Raw genomic sequence first — 18,695 nt, 5'->3', positions numbered from 1 at the left:
CGCTAGAGAAAATGGATTTTATGATGATTGGTTCGGCATTCAACTCTCTACAAAGATACTTATCCGCGGTTGCGAATCTCTGCGACGCCAGTCGGGAGTTCAGTCCATTTTTGGCAAGCAAAGGGCTGAGGTTAGGCGAGGAGTACTGGAGCAGATATTCGGATGAGGCAAACCAGTTCGACATCGAATTGGCAAAGGAGTGGACAGCTGCGGCGCGTGTCGAACAAGGCATAGTCGGCTATCGTTCCCCGCTGGTTTCCACCATCATGCGGGAACTCAATCTCAATCGCTCGGTGCTCCGGACTTTTAACAGGCCCGCGGAGATCGAAGCGCGTGTGCGATCTCATCCGGCGCTCGCCGGATACACCATAGAGAGCGCCAAGCATGACAGTTCCACCTTCGCCAGCGAGAGTCGACTAAAAATAAGAAATGCTGAACTTCATGACATTGGTGAATCACGCGTACTCGAGGCAATCGGACTGGCGAACCTCCCCAGCGTCGATGCGTTGACCTACGATCATACGTTGAAGGTGTTTGACGAGGCGTTCGCACGGTGCGGTTTCAAGAGGTTGCCTCGTAGGGTCAAATGGACCGGGCATTCGCAATCTTGCGTGGCTGCATATGGCGACCCAGCAGGCGCACATCGAGGCCGATTCTTCTTGGCGATCGAAAGTCTTCCTGGATTCTCTGGATATTTTGGCGTCGAGATTTCCATGGGCGTCGCAGGTGGTTTGAGCGAGCGCGTTGACGGAATCGACGTGACGGTGCGAGAAGATGGCCTCAACCGTTGGTTTGGTTCGACGCTGAGAGGGTTTGGCTCGTACACGGCCGCACAACTCAAGCCAGCGCTAGCCACCACGCTGTATGCATTCACTCTGGTGATCCCGGAGGTCATACGGCGACTTCATGAAATGCCGAGTCGGGAGCAGATCCAGTTGCAGTGGATTCGGGATGAGCCGTAAATAGTTCTGGATACGCGAAGGAAGCGAAGGGCCCGCTTCTCAGCCCGCGCGATGACGCAGGAGCTTCTTCAAGCCGCTGTCGACGATATCCGCGAACACCTTCGGATCGCCATACGCGCGAGCGGTAAGCATCGCGCCGTAGACCATCGACATGAACGATTCCGCTTCCAGGCGAGCCGAGCCGCGCAGCTCGAAAAGGCCCAGTTGCGCACCCTTGGTCAATACGGTTTCCAGCCAGTTCGACAGGTCGCGGAAATGCGCGCGTACATTTTCCGCCAGGTCGGCGGGGAGGGTAGGCAGTTCGGAGGCGAGCATGCCGGCGACGCAGAACGGGGCGGACCCATCGGCGATGCACCGCTCCCAATAGCCGGTGTAGAAGCGGAGTTGTGCTTCCGGGTCGAAGGCGCCGTCATCGAGCGTCCGCGTCTGCGCGACGATCAAGGCGCGGGACTCCTCGACCACCGCCCGGGCGAGATCGGCCTTGGTCGGGAAATGGTGGTGGATGCTCGCCTTGCGTACCTGCACCTGCTCGGCGACATCGGCATAGCTGAAGCCGTTGTACCCCCGTGTCTGGATGAGGTAGCGGGCGGAATCGATGAGTTTCTGTTGAGTGCTCATGGTTGAATTCTACCATGTGGTAGGTAGCTTTGGTGTGCCTGGAAAATAGATGGTAGCTAAATAAAGATTCATACGGATAAAGTTGACGTAAACCCTACCTACTAGTAGGGTGTGTCGACTCCCCAAGGACTCATCCCATGAATTCCCTCCGCTCCTTCTACTACCTGCGTGCCGGCGTCGCCTTCGCCTGGGTGGCCGCGGTACTTCTGTCGGCACCCGCACCCCTGGCTCTCGCAGCGGCGCTGCTCGTCGTCTATCCCGCCTGGGACGCACTCGCCAACGTCCTCGATGCCCGCCGAAGTGGTGGCTTGCAGGCCAATCCTGGCCAGAAATTCAACGCTCTCGTCAGCGTGATCACGGCCGTGGCCATGGCCGTCGCGTTCGTCTTGCGAGGAAACGCAGGCGGCGTCCTGGTGTTCGGTGTGTGGGCACTTCTGGCCGGGCTCTTCCAGTTGGCCGTCGGCATCCGTCGCCGCAAGCTCGGCGGCCAGGTCTTCATGATGATCAGCGGTGCCCAGTCGGCGCTCGCGGGCGTCGTCTTCATCGTCCAGTCGTTCGGCGTGGCGCCCGGCCTCGCGCAGCTTGCGCCGTACGCAGCCTTCGGCGGCCTTTATTTCCTTCTTTCCGCCTTGTGGTTGACCTTCCGGAAACCCCGCCCGTCACCTTCCATGTCTTAAGGACTTGTTGAAGGAACGATACCGATCGTGCTCATCCATCGTTCCGCCAGCGACGGCCATCCGGTGATGGGATCGGCCGTCTTTCGCAAACCGAAGGCATGGCCGCCCTTGGCGTACAGATGCATCTCTACAGGGACGTTGGCCTGCTGGAGTGCGAGGTAATAGGTAAGCGATTCGCGGATGTCGTCGGTCGGATCGTTCTCCGCCTGGATGATCAGCGTCGGCGGAGCATGCGGATCGATCTTCACACCAGGATCGAGCGTCAGCCCCGGTGGCTTCCACAGATGGCCGGGATAAAGTGCGATGGCGAAATCGGGCTTCGCGCTTTGAAGGTCGGCCGCATCGACCGGACGATAACTGCGCCGCGGATGATTGCTGACGTCCGCGACCATGCGTCCCCCGGCGGAGAAGCCGATGACGCCGATCTTGTGTGGATCGATGCCAAGGGCGCCGGCTTGCTGGCGCAGCAGGCTGATCGCCCGTTGCGCATCCTGCAAGGCCATCGGTTCCACCGGATCGCGTCTGCAATTGCATTCGTCGTTCCAGTAGGGTCCGGAACCGGGAACCCGGTATTTCAAGACGACACAGGTGATGCCCCTGGGCGTGAGCCAGTCGCAGACTTCAGTGCCTTCGAGATCGATCGCCAATATCCGATAGCCGCCCCCGGGAAACACGACCACGGCGGCTCCCGTGTTTTTGCCGCTGGGACGATAGATCGTCATGGTCGGAATCGATACGTGCTGAACCACCGTGACCGGAAGACCCGCGATCTGCCCTGGTCCTGTTCCGAACACTTCCTTGCCGGGCAAGGCGGGTGCGGCGATAGAGAGTCCCTTTGGCCAGAGCGGCGTCTGCACCGCCGGCGCGGCGGGCTGCCAGGGGCGGTCCTGCCGGTTGAGCAGTGGCTCGCTCCCCGTCGTCGCCATCGCGGCGCCAACGGGAAGCGATAGCGCGATGATGAAGCCGATCCATGCCGCCGTCTTCATGAGTTGATCCCTTCGGAGTGAGGTGCGAGCCAGAGTCGCCACCTTCACCGGGCCATCTGTCATTCTCGTGGCGGCAAACTGGCATTAAACCGTGCCGGCAAGTCCTGTTCCCGAAAGCATTCCACGATGTGATCGATGAACAGCCTCGTCTTCTGCGGCAGCAAGCGTTGCGCCGGGTAGTAGAGCGACAGGTGGCCACCGTCGACCCACCAGTCCGGCAGCACGCGTACGATCCGTCCTCGCTCCATCCAGGGCAGGGCGGATTGCACGGCAAGCAGCGCGATGCCCATGCCAAGTGCGGCAGCGTGACCTGCCGCGTCTGGATCGTCGAACAGGATGCGGCGATCCAGCTCCACGGCGGCCTCCGCGCCGTGCAGGTTGGAAAGCACCCAATCCCTCACGCGGCCGGTTTGCGGTGAACGAATGAGGATGCCTTCGCGGCCGGCGAGATCCGCAGGCGTGGCGATCGCGGGCCCGTTCGCGAGGAATTCCGGTGACGCCACCAGGATGCGATGAGCCGGTGCGAGCGCACGGGCGACGACGCCTGGACGCATGTCGAAACCTCCGCCGATGGCGACATCGAAGCCTTCGGCGATGAGGTCGACCGGGCGGTTGTCGAAACGCCAGTCGGGCCTCACCGCGGGAAACGCTTCCAGGAACGAGGCGAGCATCGGCACGATGTACTCCCGGCCGAACGCATAGGGAAGCGCGACCCTCAGCGACCCGACGGGACCGGTCGTGCTCGCCCGCGCATTGGCCATGGCGCCATGGAGTTGGTCCAGGCTGCCCTGGACTTCGAGCCGAAAGGCCTCGCCCGCTTCGGTGAGTGAGAGCCGCCGTGTGGTTCGCTGAAAAAGGCGAACCCCCAATTCGGCTTCCAGGCGTGCCACATTCTTGCCCACGGCGGCGGGCGTGAGCCCGAGCACCCGCGCGGCAGCGGCGAAGTTGCCCAATTCCGCGCTGCGTACGAAGCAAGCGATGCCGTTGAGGGTATCCATGAGTCGACTCTAAACCAGATGGATCGAATGAAACTACCACTAGATCGCTAGCGGTTGAGTACCCAGGAGCCTAGATTGGCGGGGAATCGAACATCACCTATCGGAGCCCCACCATGAACGACCTCAATTCCATCCAAGGCAAAAGCGCCCTCGTCCTCGGCGGTTCACGTGGCATCGGTGCCGCGATAGCACGTCGGCTGGCCGCCGGCGGCGCCTCCGTCGCGATCACCTATGTGCAGGGTGCCGACGCTGCGAACACTGTCGTCGACGACATTACCAAGGCCGGCGGACGCGCCATCGCCATCCAGGCGGATAGCGCGAACGATGCGGCCGTCGAGCAAGCGGTGAGCAAGACGAAGGAGGCTTTCGGCGGTTTCGACATCCTCGTCAACAGCGCAGGCGTACTCGCCATCGCGCCGATCGAGGAATTCACGACGGAAGACATCGACCGCACGATCGCGGTGAACATTCGCGCGGCTGTCATCGCCAGTCGTGCCGCCGCTCGCGTCATGGGCAAGGGTGGCCGCATCATCCATATCGGCAGTACCAATGCGCAGCGCATGCCCTTCGCTGGTGGAGCCGTCTACGCGATGAGCAAGTCGGCGCTGCAAGGCCTGACGCAGGGCCTGGCGCGCGATCTCGGTCCGAAGGGGGTCACCGTGAACGTGGTGGAACCCGGTCCCATCGACACCGACATGAATCCGGCGGATGGTCCGATGGCGGCGGGCCTTATCCCGATGCTGGCGGTCGGCCGCTATGGCCATCCCGATGAGGTCGCCAGTCTTGTCGCGTACCTTGCCGGACCCGAGGCGGCCAACATCACGGGCGCGCGACTCTTGATCGATGGTGGTTTCGCCGCGTAAGCGCGCCACAAGGCGACTTCTGACCGTGGCGAAAATAAAGAAGGGCCACGCCCTGCGCGAGGCCCTTCTTTTTGTTTACTTACTCTCGGGAACGATATTGGCCAGCTTGCCCTTCTTATCGAACTGGCAAGTGAAATTCTTCTTGCCATCCATACCCGCGTCGGCGGTACCGGCGATCGTGTAACCGGCGTCGGCGGCCTGGATCGGCTGTAACTGGATGTAATCGTTCTTCACGTCGAATTTGTCCGCGGCGGCATCGAGGCAGCGGGTGGTCAGCTTGCCCGGATCGGGACGGTCGGAAGCGACGGCGTGCGAGGCAAGGACGAGGCCGAGGGAAGCGGCCAGCAGCAGGGTGGAATGGCGCATGGGACTATCTCCGTACGAGGCACGAGGCCGGGATACTGCCAGCGCGAGTCTGCCTTGGATTTCCTTGCGGCAGGATGAACTGGGGTAGGCGACCGTAGGTGCCAACGTTCAGCTTGGGGTGGGAGCGGACGCTGTCCGCGAACCCTCAGCCTGAAACGGCACGAAAGAATCCGTGCACCACATCAGTTACCAGGAGTCGTCGTCGGAAGACCCGCTGTCGCCCGACGAACTGTCATCCCACGAACTGTCGTCATTGCCCATGTCGATCGGATCGCTGCGAAGATCGTCATAGGCCTGTGCCGAAGGATCGTGATCGTCACGAACGACGGAGCCCGTATCGCGCGATACCTCGCCGTCGCTGTGGGAGCGAAGCGCTTCGTCGAGCAACATGCCCGCTGCCACGCCGCCGAGTCCCGCCGCTACTGCCGTCCCTACGCCCGAATGCGCTTGCGGAGGCGGAGGCGGGGCGTAGGCACTGTTACCCGGATAGCCGCCATAGGGGGGCGTTCCACCCGGCGGCTGTGCGGAGGGATAGCCCATGGACGGGCCATCCTCTGCGCGCTTCCGACGTATCCATAAGGACGCGATAAGCGCGATACCGGCCCCGATGGCCAGGAGCTTGAGCAGCTTCGACGAACCGCCTTCGTCGCGGGACGGTTGCCCGGTCTCGCCGTAGCGCGCAGGAGCCGCCGCGGTTCGAACGTTGGCCGCAGGGGCCAGAGCCTCATTCAGCTTTCGCTGAAAAGCCTGGAACTTTGCGGGATCGGTGAAGTGCGTACCCGGATCGAGCGTCGCAGCCTTGGATGCCTCGGCCTTCGCCTCGCCGATGTTGCCTTCGTGAGCGAGCACCTCGGCCAGTACGTAATGGGCTTTCGCACTTTGCGGATGTTCCGCGATGGCGTCGCGCAGGAGCGCTTCCGCCCCTGGATAGTCCCCGCGCGAGATAAGCGCCTGCACGTCCTTGGGCGAGTCGGCGGCGCCCGCCAATGGTGCGAGGATCAGCAACGCAAGAAAGAGAATCAGCTTTTGCATGAGGTTCTTCAGTGCCCGGGATAGTTACTTCGAGTAGCCTACTCTCCCTCGATTTTCAGCAAGCTTTCTTTGATGAAGCAGCCGACACCTCATTCATGTGTGGTTACCAGCCTCCGGCCACTCGCGAAAGTTTACGCATACGGTCGTCTTGTCCAGCATCGCGAACTCGCGGGAGCCCCATGGTTTCGACGCGACACGGTTCGAGTTCGGATGCAGGAAGTGAGGTGCCCTTGCGGACATCTCGTGGAACAGCGCATCGACGTCATCCGTATCGATGCTCAGCTCCGGACGGTCCTTCGCCGCGTATTCGGGACTCTCGACGAGGTAGGCCTTCGCGCCATCACGGGCGACGACGGCCATGACCGCGTCCTGATACAGCACTTCGAAACCAAGGCCTTCCACGAAGAATTCGAGGCCGTCCCCGAGATGGTCGTAGAAGATCTTCGGAATGAGGTTCTTGAGCATGATGTTCTCCAGCTGAAGGTGGTCTCGGCTAGCTCGTCAACACGTATCGCCTTCGGCATTGCATGGCAAGACTTCCTGCGCACGCCACTCCTTGACGAGTTGACGCCGGTTGCGGGGATAAGCCTCGGCAAGGACTTCCGCGCTGGCGATATCGTCGATGCCTATCACCCGGAACCGGTCGTCCGACTCGCACCAGGCGGTGATGAATCGCTTCGCGTCGATGAACGCGAGCATGATGGGCCAGACGACCTGCGGTTCCCTGGTCGCGTGCTCCATCGCAAGCACGATGCGCAACTTGCGCTGATCGCGCAGTGCGCGCCGGATCTCGCCCAGGTCGATGGACATCGCTGGTCTCTCGCGCACGCCCACGTAGAACGTATCGTCATCGAAACGTGCACGCATGTCCGCCGGCATCACCGCATGGATCTTGGCGAGCGCGTTCTTCACCGCCAGCGTCAGCCTCTCGTCCGCCTGGCGGCTGACCCATTGTCCGCCCATGACCAGCGCCTGCACTTCGTCATCGGTGAAGGACACTGGCGGCAGGAGGAATCCTGGTTTCATCACATAGCCGACGCCGGGCTCTCCGGCGATATCGGCGCCCATGCCCTGAAGCGTCACCACGTCCCGGCGGATGGTTCGAAGCGAGACGCCCAACTCGCGCGCTAGTGCCTCGCCCGACACCGTCCTGCGGTGCCGGCGAAGCACTTGCATCAGTTCGAACAGTCGGTGGCTTCTGGCCATGATCATTCCATCGCGATGACGCCTTTACCCCCGATCTTACGGCCTGCTTCCAGTTCGGTGAGCAGGCGGATCGCTTCGCCCAGCGGAACGGTGTCTCCCACCCTGATGCTGAATTTTCCCTCGCTGGCGGCACCGGCAACCGTGTCCAAGATATCAGAGCGGGGGGAGCCGATGACCGGACGTAGCCGGCGGTCGAACAATGCCCTTATGAATTTGCCAGGGCCGGGGTTGAGATCCAGGAATACGCCACCCTTGCGCAACATCGCGATGCCTGCCGATACGGAGAGCGACGCCGCCGTGTCGAGCACCGCGTCGAAGCGCGTTGGGATCGTGGATAACGAGGTCGACCGGTAGTCGTAGACATTACGAACGCCGAGCGCCTTCATGCGTTCCATATCCACGGCGCTGCAGCTTCCCGAGACGGACGCACCCGCGAGATGCGCGATCTGCACCGCCGCTTCACCGACGGCGCCTGCGCAGCCGTTGATGAAAACGGACGCGCCCGGGCGCAATGTCGCCTTGTCCATGAGCCCGTTCCAGGCGGTTATCCCCGGCGTTCCCAGGCAGGCCGCATCCTTGAACGATACGTTGTCCGGCTTCTTCGCCAGGAATGTCTCCTTGGTCACCACGGCCTCGCCGAGCGCGCCGCTTTCCTTGAACCGGGCCAGGCCGAAGACCGCGTCGCCCGCCTTGAACCTCGATACGCCCGGTCCGACAGACAGGACCGTTCCCGAGAAATCCATGCCCATCGCCCGGGGGAAGTGGCGGCCGGTGACGAGCTTCATCTGCCCCGCCCGCAGCTTCCAGTCGATCGGGTTGATCGCGGCGAAATGGACCTTGACCGCCACCTCGCCGGTACCCGGTGCGGACAACTCGAACACGTCGAGGTGCATCAGTTCCGGGCCGCCGTACTGGTTGTACTGAATTCGCTTCATGAAGGTCGACAATGGGGCCAATGGGCCGAGATCGCCCACGTTACCGACCCCATGGTGACAGTTCTTGGCACCATTCCGGCGGCTCAGGCATTCCAAGAGCTATCGGCCCGGCTGTCGAATTTCGGACCCTTCGTTCGACGTATGAGTAAGGCGGACAACAGGTCCGACTGAAAGCCACTCAAGGAGAAGACAATGCCGCAGTACCTGGTTGCTGGTTACCTCCCCGACGATTTCGACCCGTCCCAGATGGATGAATCCGTCGGCCGCGAAATCCACGCGTTGAACAAGGAAATGATCGACGCCGGCGTCAGGAAATTCGCTTGTGGCCTTGGCGGTGCAAAATCGCTTCGGACGCAGGCCGACGGCGAAGTCTTCATCACCGACGGACCGTACCTGGAAGCCAAGGAACATATCGGCGGCTTCTGGATACTGGAATGCGCCGACATGGACGAGGCGCTGGCGTGGGCGCGCAGGGGCGCCAGCGCGACGCGCGGTCAGGTAGAGGTTCGGGAGATCTTCTTCAGCCCCGCTCCGGAATAGTCTTCAGTAGTCGTAACTCACCCCGAGCCGCACATAACGTGGCACCTGGCGAACCACCGCCTGCCCGTACTGCGGGTCGGGCACGCCAGGATCGGTCTGCGAATACGGATACCGGTTCAACGGGCGTTGCTCATTGAACACGTTGAAGACGCTGGCGGTGAAGGACAGCTTGCCGTCGGCGAAGGCCGGGCGATACGTCGTGCCCAGGTCGAGCTGGCGGACCCAGGGTAGCCTTCCCTGCTTGCCAGGCGGTGATGCGACGCCATCGCAGTAGTGGTACGAGCCGCCGTACTTGCCGGGGTCCGAGAAGTCGGGGCCGTAATAGCCGAGGCAGATCTTCGGCGAGCCGGAAGTCAGGCTGAGGTTGGCCGAGACCAGCCATTCCGGCGTCAGCTGGTAGTAGCCGAACAGCTTCAGCTGATGGGTGTGGTCGTTGTTGGTCGGACCATTGGTGTTCTCCATGATGTAACTGTTGTCCCAATCCTCGCTGGTGGAGGCAGCGGTCTGCTGGAGGTCCGAGCGCAATTGGCCTTCCGTGTTGCCGTAGCTGCGCGAGAATACGTAGTCGACCTTGCCGTACCAGCGGCCGTCGAACGGGTGCTCCATGAATCCTTCCAGCGAGTAGTAGCGGCGCTTCAGGCTTTGAAAGCCCAACTCGCTGTTGCTCAGCGGCACGGCGACCAGGTTGCCGGAGGTATCGATCACGTTGAACGTGTTCGCTCGGCCCGGGTTGAACAGATAGCAACTATTGGTCGTGGTCACGTCGTAACCGAGCGTCGCCGCCTTGGCGATGATCCGGTCGGTGTCGCAGTAGTCGTCGATCGCGCTGCGCAAGATACGCTGGGTGGCCTTCGCCCCATAGACCCAATCCTGGCCCAGCGTCTTGGTGAAGCCGAGGATGAACTCGTCCTGGTATTCCGACTTGAGGTTGCTTGCCGTGACCGTTCGCGGATCGGGCAGTACACCGTAATAGTTGTTCGACGAGACCGGCTGCGAGAAGGCGGTGAGACCTGTGGGCAGGCCTTGCGCGTCGATGCCGCCATAGGTGAAGTACTGCGACGTGCTGAGCGACGCACCGGCGGCGTTGAGGCCGGGATTGAGCGGCAACCCGAGATAGTAGCGCCCGGCGTTGCCGTAGACCTTGAAGCTGGCGTCGCCGTTCACGTCCCAGCTGAAACCGAGGCGCGGCGCCCACTGCGGCCGGTGCTGCGTGACATAGGCATCGCCGTCGCGGTTGTAGTTCTCGAACTGGTCGTTGCGCAGGCCCAGCGAAAGCAGCCAACGATCGCCGACCTGCCATTTGTCTTCGATGTATTGGGCTTTCTGGCTCGCGCGCACGCTGGCCAGCGAACTGACCACGTGCCGGACCACGTAATAGCCCTGCTCACCGTTGACGATGCCGCCAGTGGCGGGCACACCAAGCCCGGTGGAAATCGGCGTATTCGGGTCGGCCTTGCCGTAGGTCCAGTAATAGCCGTCGCCCGAGGCCTGTGAGCCCTGGTCGAGCGCGCGGGTGACCTGGTTGTCGATGCCCGCACTGATCGTGTGGTCGCCGAGCACGTAGGTCACGTCGAGGCGCGTGTTGGTGCTGCGGGTGCTACGGCCGGGGTTGGTCAGCGTCTGCACCGTCTGGTTGTTACCCAATGGCGAACCACCGTTGAGTGCGGGATTCTGGTTGGTCAGCCCGTTCACGTAGGTGAGGTCGCCATTGTACGAGCCCGGCTGGTCGTACTGGTCCAGCTTCATCTTGCCGTACAGCGCCGATACGGTGAGGTTGTCCGTGATGTAACCGGTGTACTTGGCCGACCACACGTCGCCGCCCGTCTTGGTGTCGTCAGCCGAGCCGATTCGTTCGCCGCGACGTAGCGTGCTGTAGTCGTAATCGTAGATCGTGCCTTGTGTCTCGCGTTTGCTGGAGGCGCTGGTCACTTCGAGGATATGGTTGTCCGCGATGTTCCAGTCCAGCTTGCCGTACCAGCGCGGTGAGCCGTACCGGTACTGCACGTCCGGACTCGTGCTGTCCACGTTGTTGTGCGTCGAACCTTCCTGCCGCTCGAACTCGCCAGCCAGGAAGAAGAACAGCTTGTCCTTGATCAGCGGGCCGCCGACGTAACTGCTCACGGTGGTCACCCAGCTGCGATCCTCGCGATTGGGCTGGTAAAGATCGCCTGCGACGGGTGAGGCGGGCAGGCCGTTGGTGTAATACGTGTTCGCCGAGCCAGCGCGCGCGAAAGCGGGCTCCCAGAGCACCTGTCCACCGAAGTGCCATTCGTTGCTGCCACGCTTGCCCACCTGGTTGATGACGCCGCCGTCGGAGCGCCCGTACTGCGCGCTGTAGCCACCCGTATAGACTTCCTGCTGGTCGACGGCGCCATAAGGCAGCGAGATACCGCCCATGCCGCGCTGCGGATCGGTCACGTTGTAGCCGTTGATGTAATAGGCGTTCTCGCTGGCCGCCGAGCCGCCAAAGCTGTTCAGTGATGACCCGGTCGGGCCCTTGAAACCGCCGCTGTTCGACACGACGCCGGGAGCGAGCCGGGCGATTTCATCCGCGTTGCGTGTGAGTGGCAGCTTGGCCAACTGGTCGGCGGTGATTACCGACCGGGAATCGACCGAGGTCACGTCGATATCGGGCAGGCGCGATGCGTTGACACTGACGCCTTCGAGATTGGCCGCGCCGGCAACGAAGGAAACATCGGTCGACGCGCCCACCCTGAGCCCCACGTCCTTGCGGCTGTCGACGTCGACACCGTTGCGCCGGAGGGTGACGGTATAGGTGCCGAGCGGAAGCTGGCTTGCGCTATAGCGCCCCTTGGCGTCGACCGTGACCTCGCGGGTCAGGCCGTTGCCACCTTGTACGACGACGGTGGCGCCTTGCGCATCGCTGACCTGGCCCGAGATGGCGCCAGTGGTCGACTGGGCGAAGGCGGCTTGCGTGCCGAGCGCGGAGAGAAGTGTCGCAGCCAGCAACTGGCGGCGGAACGATAGCCTGGAGTGCACGTTGTAGCCCCTGGATGGTCGTGGGAAAAAGCGCGGTCACCAGCGATAGGCGACGCGTGTGTACAGGTAACGTCCGCTGTAGCCGAACGGCGAGTAATCCGGATAGGGCCAAGTGCCACCGACGGCACCGTCGCTTCCAGCCTTGTACTTCTGTGGGTAGACATTGGTGAGATTGTCGACGCCCGCCGTGAAGGTCCAGCCATGGACCGCGTAGCTGGTGGACAGGTCGAGCAACCATCGCGCGGGGAAGACCTGGTCGAAGCCGGGATTGCTGATCGGGTCCTGATTGACCGTGAACTGTCCATAGCGCGTCAGCGACGCATGCACGCTCCAGTCGCGAATGCCGTAATCGGCGCCGAAGGCGATCTTGTCGCGTGGCGCACCGTTGGTGATGTACCCCTGCGCGATATGTCCGACACGCACCAGTTCCAGTCCGCTCTCGGCAAGCGTGGAGGGGTTGGGGGCCACCGAGAGAATCGACGTGTGGTTGCGGTTGTAGGCGGCCGTCAGTTGGAGCTTGCCCGCGTCCCCGAAATCGATGCGGTAACCGCTGCTGAGATCGACGCCGCGCGTGCGTGTCTTCAAGGCATTAGTGAAGTAGCTGCCGCCCTGGATGTTGGCGAAGCCCTGGCTTTGCAGGTACGCCTGCACGTCGTCGCCGACCAGGTTCTCAGATGGAACGATGCGATTGCCGATCGTGATCTGGTAGAGGTCGAGCGACAGCGTCCACGCGCCGGGCGCGTACACGGCGCCGAGGGTGTAGTTATGCGACTTCTCGGGCTTGAGCGGTTCCGCGCCGAGTGCGCGAGCGACGGGATCGCTCACCGCGAAATTGCGGATCTGCGTCGGCACACCGCCGATGACATTGGTCGACGTGGTCGTGTAGTACTGCTGCGGCAGCGATGGCGCGCGGAAACCCGTCGCCGCCGTGCCACGCAGTGCGAAGCTGTCGGTGAAGTCGTAGCGTGCCGACAATGTGCCCGAGGTGGTGTTGCCGAAGTCGCTGTAATCTTCGTGGCGGACTGCCAGCGAGCCGCTCAGCTTGTCGGTGATCTGGTTTTCCAGGCTGATGTATTCGGCGACATCGTGACGACTGTGGCGTCCCGCGTCACCCGGCGTGAATCCGGGAAATCCCTGTGACCCCGTGCCGACGTACGACGCCGGATCGCCGGCTTCGATCTCGTACTGTTGGTGCAGGTATTCGATGCCGAAAGCGAGGGTCACCGGATTGGTCAGCCAACCCACGTCGAGATCGCGGGCCACGTCGACATCGAACGCCTTCTGCGTGGCGATCAGGCGCCCGGCGTTGAAGCGCGTAGGGCTCGCCGCGCCGAGGTCGACGTTGAGCGTATGCGTCGGATCGATGCTGACCCGATCGCGCCCGTAGTTGCCGCTGATATCCCAGCGCCAACCGCTCGCGGTGGTACCGCGCACGCCGGCGACCACGGCGCTGTCGATCGAGCGCACGTCGTTGAGCGGAAGGTAGCCGTTCGGGTAGATCGACGGCACGTTACGCGCACTGTCGTAGGTGCGGAACAGGGCGGGCGACGTGCCCTCGCGGCTGCTGGTGCTGGCGAAGGCGTAGAAGTCCACGTTCGAGGCCAGCGCGTACTGGACGTTGAGCAGGGCCTGGTGGTTGCTGATGTCCGGCTCGCCGATGCGCTGCGTCCGCTGGCCGTAAACGGGCGAGGTGGGATCGCGGTAGTCGCGGCCACCGCGGTTGGTCGCGTCCGCATGGCCCTGGACCAGGCTCAGACGGGCCCAGCCCTTGTCGCCGCCAAGCGGAACACCGAGGCTGGCCTCGCCCTGCCACTGCTTGCCGTCACCCGCGCTATAGCGTCCCGCCGTGATGCTCGCTTCATTGGTCCCGGCACCGGCGGCACCCTTGAGCACGATGTTGATAACGCCTGCGATCGCGTCCGAGCCGTACTGGGCCGAGGCGCCGTCGCGCAGCACCTCGATGTGGTCGATGGCCGAGATCGGGATCGAGTTGAGATCGGCGGGTGCGGAGCCGCGGCCGAGCGCACCTTGCAAATTGAGCAGCGCACTGGTGTGCCAGCGCTTACCGTTGACCAGGACCAGTGTCTCGTCCGGCGAAAGGCCACGTAGCGCGGCTGGACGCACGATGCCCGAGCCGTCGTTACCCGGCGCGCGCGGGAAGTTGAGCGAGGGAGTGAGCCGCGACAGCACGGCGCCTAGCTGGGTATCGCCGAACGACTGCAAGTCCTGCGAGGTGACCACATCGATCGGTGACAACGAACTGCTTTGGCTGCGATTGACGGAGCGGGTGCCGGTGACGACCACCGTCTGCAGCTTGGTGGCGTCCCCGGCTTTGTCGGTGTCCTCGGCGTGGGTGACGGGGCCATACAGGCCGGTTGCGAAAAGAACGGACAGCGACAAGCGCGCGGGCAGGGCATGCCTCATGAACGGATTCCTGGATGGTGCGGGCAGCGGTACGACACGCGGCAGGGAGCCGCGCGTGGCGCAGGGGACTCAAGGGAAAGGTGTTTCTATCCGCCCGTCAGGCGGAGGGGCGCAGGCGCGCCGGCGGGATCAGGCAGGACAACAGCAACACGCACCGATCGTGGAGACGATCGGATGGCGCGTGTCGGTCGTAAGCTGCGTGATCATGGCGGTTCTACTCCGGAGGACGACCAGATGTCTGGGCGTTTAGAAGTCCGAATGGGAAATCCATGCTGGTGCAGGAACGTGCGGTTGTCAACTACCTGTGGGGAGGTGTTGCAGGACGTTAGGGGTGTCCTTTGCCTGGATCAGCGGGAAATTCGCTTCCAACCCGTTAGCGGGATATCGCCGTTGGGCCGCGGCGGAACCTTGTAACTGAGCACGTCGCCGCTCATTTCATACCCGCGCACCTGGGTCGTTCCCTCCCAGTTCGGGTACGTCGCTCCCTCGATGTGGAACGTGAGCGTGCGCTTCACGGGATCGGCCTCGACCGTTCCAAAGTGAGAACTCGTTCCCAGTGTGGCCGATCGGAATTCATCCGGCGTCCCTGCGTTCTTGTCGTTGGCGGCGAAGCTGGGGCGCGAGCTGTTGAAGATAAACAGCGAATAGTGACCAGTGTGATCGATCTGCAGCAGGCCCTTGGGCGAGTCGCCGTAGTCGTGCGTGCGCGTTCCATCCGGATGCTGCACGTCCGCGAAGGCGAGTGTCCAGGTGCCTTCGATGGGAGCGGCCGTATTCATGGTGCCGAGTTCCGAGGCAGTGACTGCGGGGATCGGGAGTAGGGCCAGAAGGGCGAATAGGAGCGTCGTCGAGGGTTTCATGACGGATTTCCTGCCGATGTGCGGGGCAGTCTAGTGCGCTAACATTCATTTAGAACATATATGAATGTGCGTTTCAGTCATTTAGAAATGAAATGGATAACCCATGAAGGCCCTCGACCTCGATGCCGTCAAAGCCTTTGTCCTGACCGCTGAGCTACAGAGCTTCACCCGCGCCGCGGAAGTGCTGGACAGCACGCAATCGGCGATCAGCCTGAAATTGCGCCGGCTGGAAGACCAGCTGGGCCGACGCCTGTTGGAGCGAACGCCGCGCCAGGTGAGGCTGTCCGCCGAGGGAGCCGCATTCATGGAGGCCGCTCGCGAGTTGGTCGGGGCGCATGAACGCGCCATCGCCTCATTTGAAGTGAAGCGGCGCCGGCTCGTCATCGGCGTCAGTCATCAGCTGGTGGGCAGCGAGTTGCCCGCTTTGTTGCTCTGGATGAACGAACACGATCCCCATCTGGTGATCGAACTGCGCGTAGCCGGCTCGAACGATGTGCTCAAGGCCTACGAGGACGGCGTGCTGGATGCTGCCCTGGTGCTGCAGCCGGAAGATCGCCGTCGCAACGGTGAAGTGCTGTTCGCCGAATCGTTCGCGTGGATCGCTGCTCCGCACTGGCAGCCGCGCGCTGGCCAACCGTTGCCGCTGTCGACCCAGGGCGAAACATGCAGCATTCGCGCGGCGGCGGTTCGCGCACTGGATAGTGCCGGCATCGCCTGGACAGAAGTGTTCATCGGCAAGGGCGCCGCCGTGGTAGGGGCCGCGGCGGCGATCGGCTTGGCGGTCGCGGTGTTGCCCAGGCGCGCCGCGCCGTCCGGCACCATCGATATCGGTGAAGCGCTTTCATTGCCTCCGCTGCCTACACACGAGGTCGTGCTGTATTCGGCGCTTCATGACAGCCGGTCGCGCAGCGCGTTGCATACGCTGGGGATGGCGTTCAAGAATCTGTCCAAGGCGGGTTGAACGAGGATGGAAAATCGCTCGCCGCGAGGCCCTGACCTTCCTCCGACAGCCGCTCGGGTCCAATGCGACTGTCGCCAGACAAGGAGGGATGATCAGACCATTCTCAGGGACGCCTTCGCCCCGGAACACGCGGCGCTCTCGCCTTATCAAGCTGACGTTGGATCACGTCGACCATGCTCGACAGCGCTTCGGTCCGCACCGAATGTTGAAGTCGCGCGGAACTGACCGCCTTGCTGCCTTCATGCAGGGCCAGTAATGCTATCAACTCGTGGAACGGAGAGTCCTTGGGTATCGTCAGCACGCTATCGCCGAAATTGACGGTGACCGCGCCCTCGAGCCAGGCGACACCGGGATTTCGGTAAGGACCTTCCTTGGGCCAAACCCTGGGAATCTGCGGCTTGGCTCTGGTCAGGCCGATGCGAGCTATCTGGTTCCCCGCATCAATCGAACGAACCTGGATTCGGATGCCGGCACCCAGGATGGACAATTCGGGCGGTGTTCCAAACCAACTTCCAGCCGTCATCGCGGCATTTCCGGTGTTGTCGCGCTGAAGATACGAAACGCCGCCTTCCAGTCGGTGCACGAGCACGCAGGGGTTGGGGATGGCCGCGTCCCACCGATCGTTCATCCGAAATTCGATGTAGTAATCCCCCATTTTGATGGCCAGGAATCCATTGAGATCGCGGCGGTGCAAGGGGCGAATAGATATTTCCGTGCTTGTGGAGGAGTTGTCCGGTTCATCCCAAACACGGGCGCCGTCCAGCCATCCGACATAAGCCATGTTGGCGGCATTGAGACCCGGGCCGAGCCGGAATATCGGTTGCCCTCGCTGGTCGAGTTCGGTGAACACCGGATGGGGAGCCATGAATGGAGTAACCGCCGTGCTCATGATGTCCCAGTCGTCGGAGTAGTCGTCGCCACCTTCGATTCGTGAATGATTCAATCCGTAACCGTGCCCCATCTCTTGCCCAAGAATGCACGGAGACATGGAGGAGAAGCCTGGAACGGAGCTATCCGTCCACCGACCATCATCGCAGCAGACACCATACGGAGATCCGAATAGATCCGTGTCCACATTCAGGCAAACGATCACCGAATGAAACGGCGCGAGATCCACGCCTTCTTCGGCAGCTTTCGCGCGAGCCCAGTCGATGATGGCGTTCCGACCTCCAGGGCTCGTTGAGAACCCCTTGAAATCGGACCGCGGTCTGTCAAGCGTCCACCATCCGAATACCCTGGTTCCACTCAGGTCGACATTGCCGTGCGACATGTCGCTGAAATAGTCGACCATGCCTCGTTTGCCTATGCCAGACCTTGAGAACAGTTCCTCGTATCGTGTGCGTGGGTAAGGCTCGCGGTCGTCATCGTTGAACTTGCACAAAAGAACAGCCCAGGGTGAACTGATCATGAGCTACTCCCGCAGGATGGTTGTCTGGTGATGCGCTCAGGGGCGATGCAAATGCGCGTATACGTACGAAGACTCTGCCGTGGGTGGACAGTCGTTACCATCCCTCTTTTGTTGTAGGGGCGTTCTGGCGTTCGCAAACACTGTTGCAGACTTCATTGCGCCATCCGGTCGGACTTGACGCGATTTTTACGGCTCGATGCCCCACTCGACCGAGAGAATTTACGGCGGTCAGGCCGATACTTGGCCTGTTCCCACTGCCGAGTTCTCCGATGTCGATTCTGTTGCTTGTCGCTCCGGTTCATCCCCATGGAACGGAGGCGGTCGCCGATGACGCGTTAATGGGATTGTGGGATCGCGCACAAGCGCAAGGGGAAGACCTGGTATGGCGAGCTTGCGCCGACATCGAGCAGGTGACCGATTGCCTGGCCGGCCGGGAGGCTGCCTCGGTGGACCTGGTCCTTCTGGACGTCGACGCGGACGCGATACCCGAAGGACAGGTGGCTCCGCTACGCCGCGCGCTCGACGCGTTGAGCGTGCCGTTGATCGAGATCCATGCCGACAGCCGTGCCGGCGACCTGGCGACGATCTCTCCGGCTCACCCATCCCTGGTGAGTGTCACCACGCCGGGCAACCCCGCCGCTGGTTACGAGATGGCGCTTTCGATCGGGCTTCGCTATCTGGCGCGGAATCGGCAGATGGCGGCTTAGCTAACGCCGCGGTGACCGGTTAAGCGCTCGATAGGTCTTTGCCGAAACTGCATATAACTAGCCGTGTCGCGTAGGACCTCTCCTATATCCCGCAACTTCCTGAATACGTAGCCTTGCGTGCAGCGCGCATCGGGCTTTCCACGCGCTTCAAA

General features: G+C 62.4%; 18 protein-coding genes. 6 read left to right on the top strand and 12 right to left on the bottom strand.

Annotation, left to right across the window (positions count from 1 at the left end; all coding sequences use genetic code 11):
• Positions 1 to 20 precede the first annotated feature (20 nt).
• Complete coding sequence (locus ACN9M2_RS18225; RefSeq protein WP_426286021.1) at positions 21 to 962, top strand: hypothetical protein; 942 nt, start codon at positions 21 to 23, stop codon at positions 960 to 962.
• A 39-nt stretch (positions 963 to 1,001) separates the two neighbouring features.
• Here the strand turns inward: ACN9M2_RS18225 and ACN9M2_RS18220 are convergent, their stop codons facing one another.
• Positions 1,002 to 1,580 (bottom strand): TetR/AcrR family transcriptional regulator, encoded by a 579-nt coding sequence (locus ACN9M2_RS18220; RefSeq protein WP_426286020.1) that lies wholly within the window; start codon positions 1,578 to 1,580, stop codon positions 1,002 to 1,004.
• Between the two features lie 137 nt (positions 1,581 to 1,717).
• On the opposite strand from ACN9M2_RS18220, the gene ACN9M2_RS18215 reads away from it, so the two are divergent.
• The gene (locus ACN9M2_RS18215; RefSeq protein ID WP_426286018.1) at positions 1,718 to 2,257 is read left to right on the top strand and encodes a hypothetical protein; all 540 of its coding nucleotides are present in this window, start codon (positions 1,718 to 1,720) and stop codon (positions 2,255 to 2,257) included.
• Here the strand turns inward: ACN9M2_RS18215 and ACN9M2_RS18210 are convergent.
• Together ACN9M2_RS18210 and ACN9M2_RS18205 are read right to left on the bottom strand one after the other, a co-directional pair.
• The gene (locus ACN9M2_RS18210; protein ID WP_426286017.1) at positions 2,254 to 3,243 is read right to left on the bottom strand and encodes an alpha/beta hydrolase; all 990 of its coding nucleotides are present in this window, start codon (positions 3,241 to 3,243) and stop codon (positions 2,254 to 2,256) included. The genes ACN9M2_RS18215 and ACN9M2_RS18210 overlap by 4 nt on opposite strands.
• A 59-nt stretch (positions 3,244 to 3,302) precedes the next feature.
• On the bottom strand, positions 3,303 to 4,241 hold the full coding sequence (locus tag ACN9M2_RS18205) for a LysR family transcriptional regulator (RefSeq protein ID WP_426286016.1): 939 nt from the start codon (positions 4,239 to 4,241) through the stop codon (positions 3,303 to 3,305).
• Between the two features lie 113 nt (positions 4,242 to 4,354).
• Here ACN9M2_RS18205 and ACN9M2_RS18200 point away from each other — a divergent pair, with 113 nt between their 5' ends.
• Complete coding sequence (locus ACN9M2_RS18200; protein WP_426286015.1) at positions 4,355 to 5,104, top strand: SDR family oxidoreductase; 750 nt, start codon at positions 4,355 to 4,357, stop codon at positions 5,102 to 5,104.
• 75 nt (positions 5,105 to 5,179) lie between these two features.
• On the opposite strand, the gene ACN9M2_RS18195 is transcribed toward ACN9M2_RS18200, so the two are convergent.
• From ACN9M2_RS18195 to ACN9M2_RS18175, 5 genes are all read right to left on the bottom strand, one after another.
• Complete coding sequence (locus ACN9M2_RS18195) at positions 5,180 to 5,470, bottom strand: hypothetical protein (RefSeq protein ID WP_426286014.1); 291 nt, start codon at positions 5,468 to 5,470, stop codon at positions 5,180 to 5,182.
• A gap of 186 nt (positions 5,471 to 5,656) precedes the next feature.
• Positions 5,657 to 6,502 carry a tetratricopeptide repeat protein gene (locus ACN9M2_RS18190; RefSeq protein WP_426286013.1) on the bottom strand — a complete coding sequence of 282 codons (846 nt, stop codon included), beginning with the start codon at positions 6,500 to 6,502 and terminating at the stop codon, positions 5,657 to 5,659.
• 93 nt (positions 6,503 to 6,595) lie between these two features.
• The gene (locus ACN9M2_RS18185; protein WP_426286012.1) at positions 6,596 to 6,967 is read right to left on the bottom strand and encodes a hypothetical protein; all 372 of its coding nucleotides are present in this window, start codon (positions 6,965 to 6,967) and stop codon (positions 6,596 to 6,598) included.
• A gap of 36 nt (positions 6,968 to 7,003) precedes the next feature.
• Complete coding sequence (locus tag ACN9M2_RS18180; protein WP_426286011.1) at positions 7,004 to 7,708, bottom strand: helix-turn-helix transcriptional regulator; 705 nt, start codon at positions 7,706 to 7,708, stop codon at positions 7,004 to 7,006.
• 2 nt (positions 7,709 to 7,710) lie between these two features.
• Positions 7,711 to 8,643, bottom strand: coding sequence for an NAD(P)-dependent alcohol dehydrogenase (locus tag ACN9M2_RS18175; RefSeq protein WP_426286010.1), 933 nt, complete (start codon positions 8,641 to 8,643; stop codon positions 7,711 to 7,713).
• Between the two features lie 192 nt (positions 8,644 to 8,835).
• Between ACN9M2_RS18175 and ACN9M2_RS18170 the strand changes: the two genes are divergently transcribed.
• Complete coding sequence (locus ACN9M2_RS18170) at positions 8,836 to 9,183, top strand: YciI family protein (RefSeq protein ID WP_426286009.1); 348 nt, start codon at positions 8,836 to 8,838, stop codon at positions 9,181 to 9,183.
• 3 nt (positions 9,184 to 9,186) lie between these two features.
• Here the strand turns inward: ACN9M2_RS18170 and ACN9M2_RS18165 are convergent, their stop codons facing one another.
• From ACN9M2_RS18165 to ACN9M2_RS18155, 3 genes are all read right to left on the bottom strand, one after another.
• Positions 9,187 to 12,183 (bottom strand): TonB-dependent receptor, encoded by a 2,997-nt coding sequence (locus ACN9M2_RS18165; protein ID WP_426286008.1) that lies wholly within the window; start codon positions 12,181 to 12,183, stop codon positions 9,187 to 9,189.
• 36 nt (positions 12,184 to 12,219) lie between these two features.
• Positions 12,220 to 14,607 (bottom strand): TonB-dependent receptor, encoded by a 2,388-nt coding sequence (locus ACN9M2_RS18160; protein ID WP_426286007.1) that lies wholly within the window; start codon positions 14,605 to 14,607, stop codon positions 12,220 to 12,222.
• A 347-nt stretch (positions 14,608 to 14,954) separates the two neighbouring features.
• Complete coding sequence (locus ACN9M2_RS18155; RefSeq protein ID WP_426286006.1) at positions 14,955 to 15,386, bottom strand: lipocalin-like domain-containing protein; 432 nt, start codon at positions 15,384 to 15,386, stop codon at positions 14,955 to 14,957.
• A gap of 184 nt (positions 15,387 to 15,570) precedes the next feature.
• Here ACN9M2_RS18155 and ACN9M2_RS18150 point away from each other — a divergent pair, with 184 nt between their 5' ends.
• Positions 15,571 to 16,428 carry a LysR family transcriptional regulator gene (locus ACN9M2_RS18150; protein WP_426286005.1) on the top strand — a complete coding sequence of 286 codons (858 nt, stop codon included), beginning with the start codon at positions 15,571 to 15,573 and terminating at the stop codon, positions 16,426 to 16,428.
• A gap of 103 nt (positions 16,429 to 16,531) precedes the next feature.
• Here ACN9M2_RS18150 and ACN9M2_RS18145 read toward each other — a convergent pair whose 3' ends face one another.
• Complete coding sequence (locus tag ACN9M2_RS18145; protein WP_426286004.1) at positions 16,532 to 17,836, bottom strand: hypothetical protein; 1,305 nt, start codon at positions 17,834 to 17,836, stop codon at positions 16,532 to 16,534.
• A 269-nt stretch (positions 17,837 to 18,105) separates the two neighbouring features.
• Between ACN9M2_RS18145 and ACN9M2_RS18140 the strand changes: the two genes are divergently transcribed.
• Positions 18,106 to 18,543 (top strand): hypothetical protein, encoded by a 438-nt coding sequence (locus ACN9M2_RS18140; RefSeq protein WP_426286003.1) that lies wholly within the window; start codon positions 18,106 to 18,108, stop codon positions 18,541 to 18,543.
• Positions 18,544 to 18,695 lie beyond the last annotated feature (152 nt).

The organism is Luteibacter sp. E-22, assembly GCF_049913125.1.
GTDB lineage: Bacteria > Pseudomonadota > Gammaproteobacteria > Xanthomonadales > Rhodanobacteraceae > Luteibacter.
Note: the sequence above shows the minus strand (reverse complement) of the source record. Positions and strands in the feature narration are given on the sequence as shown.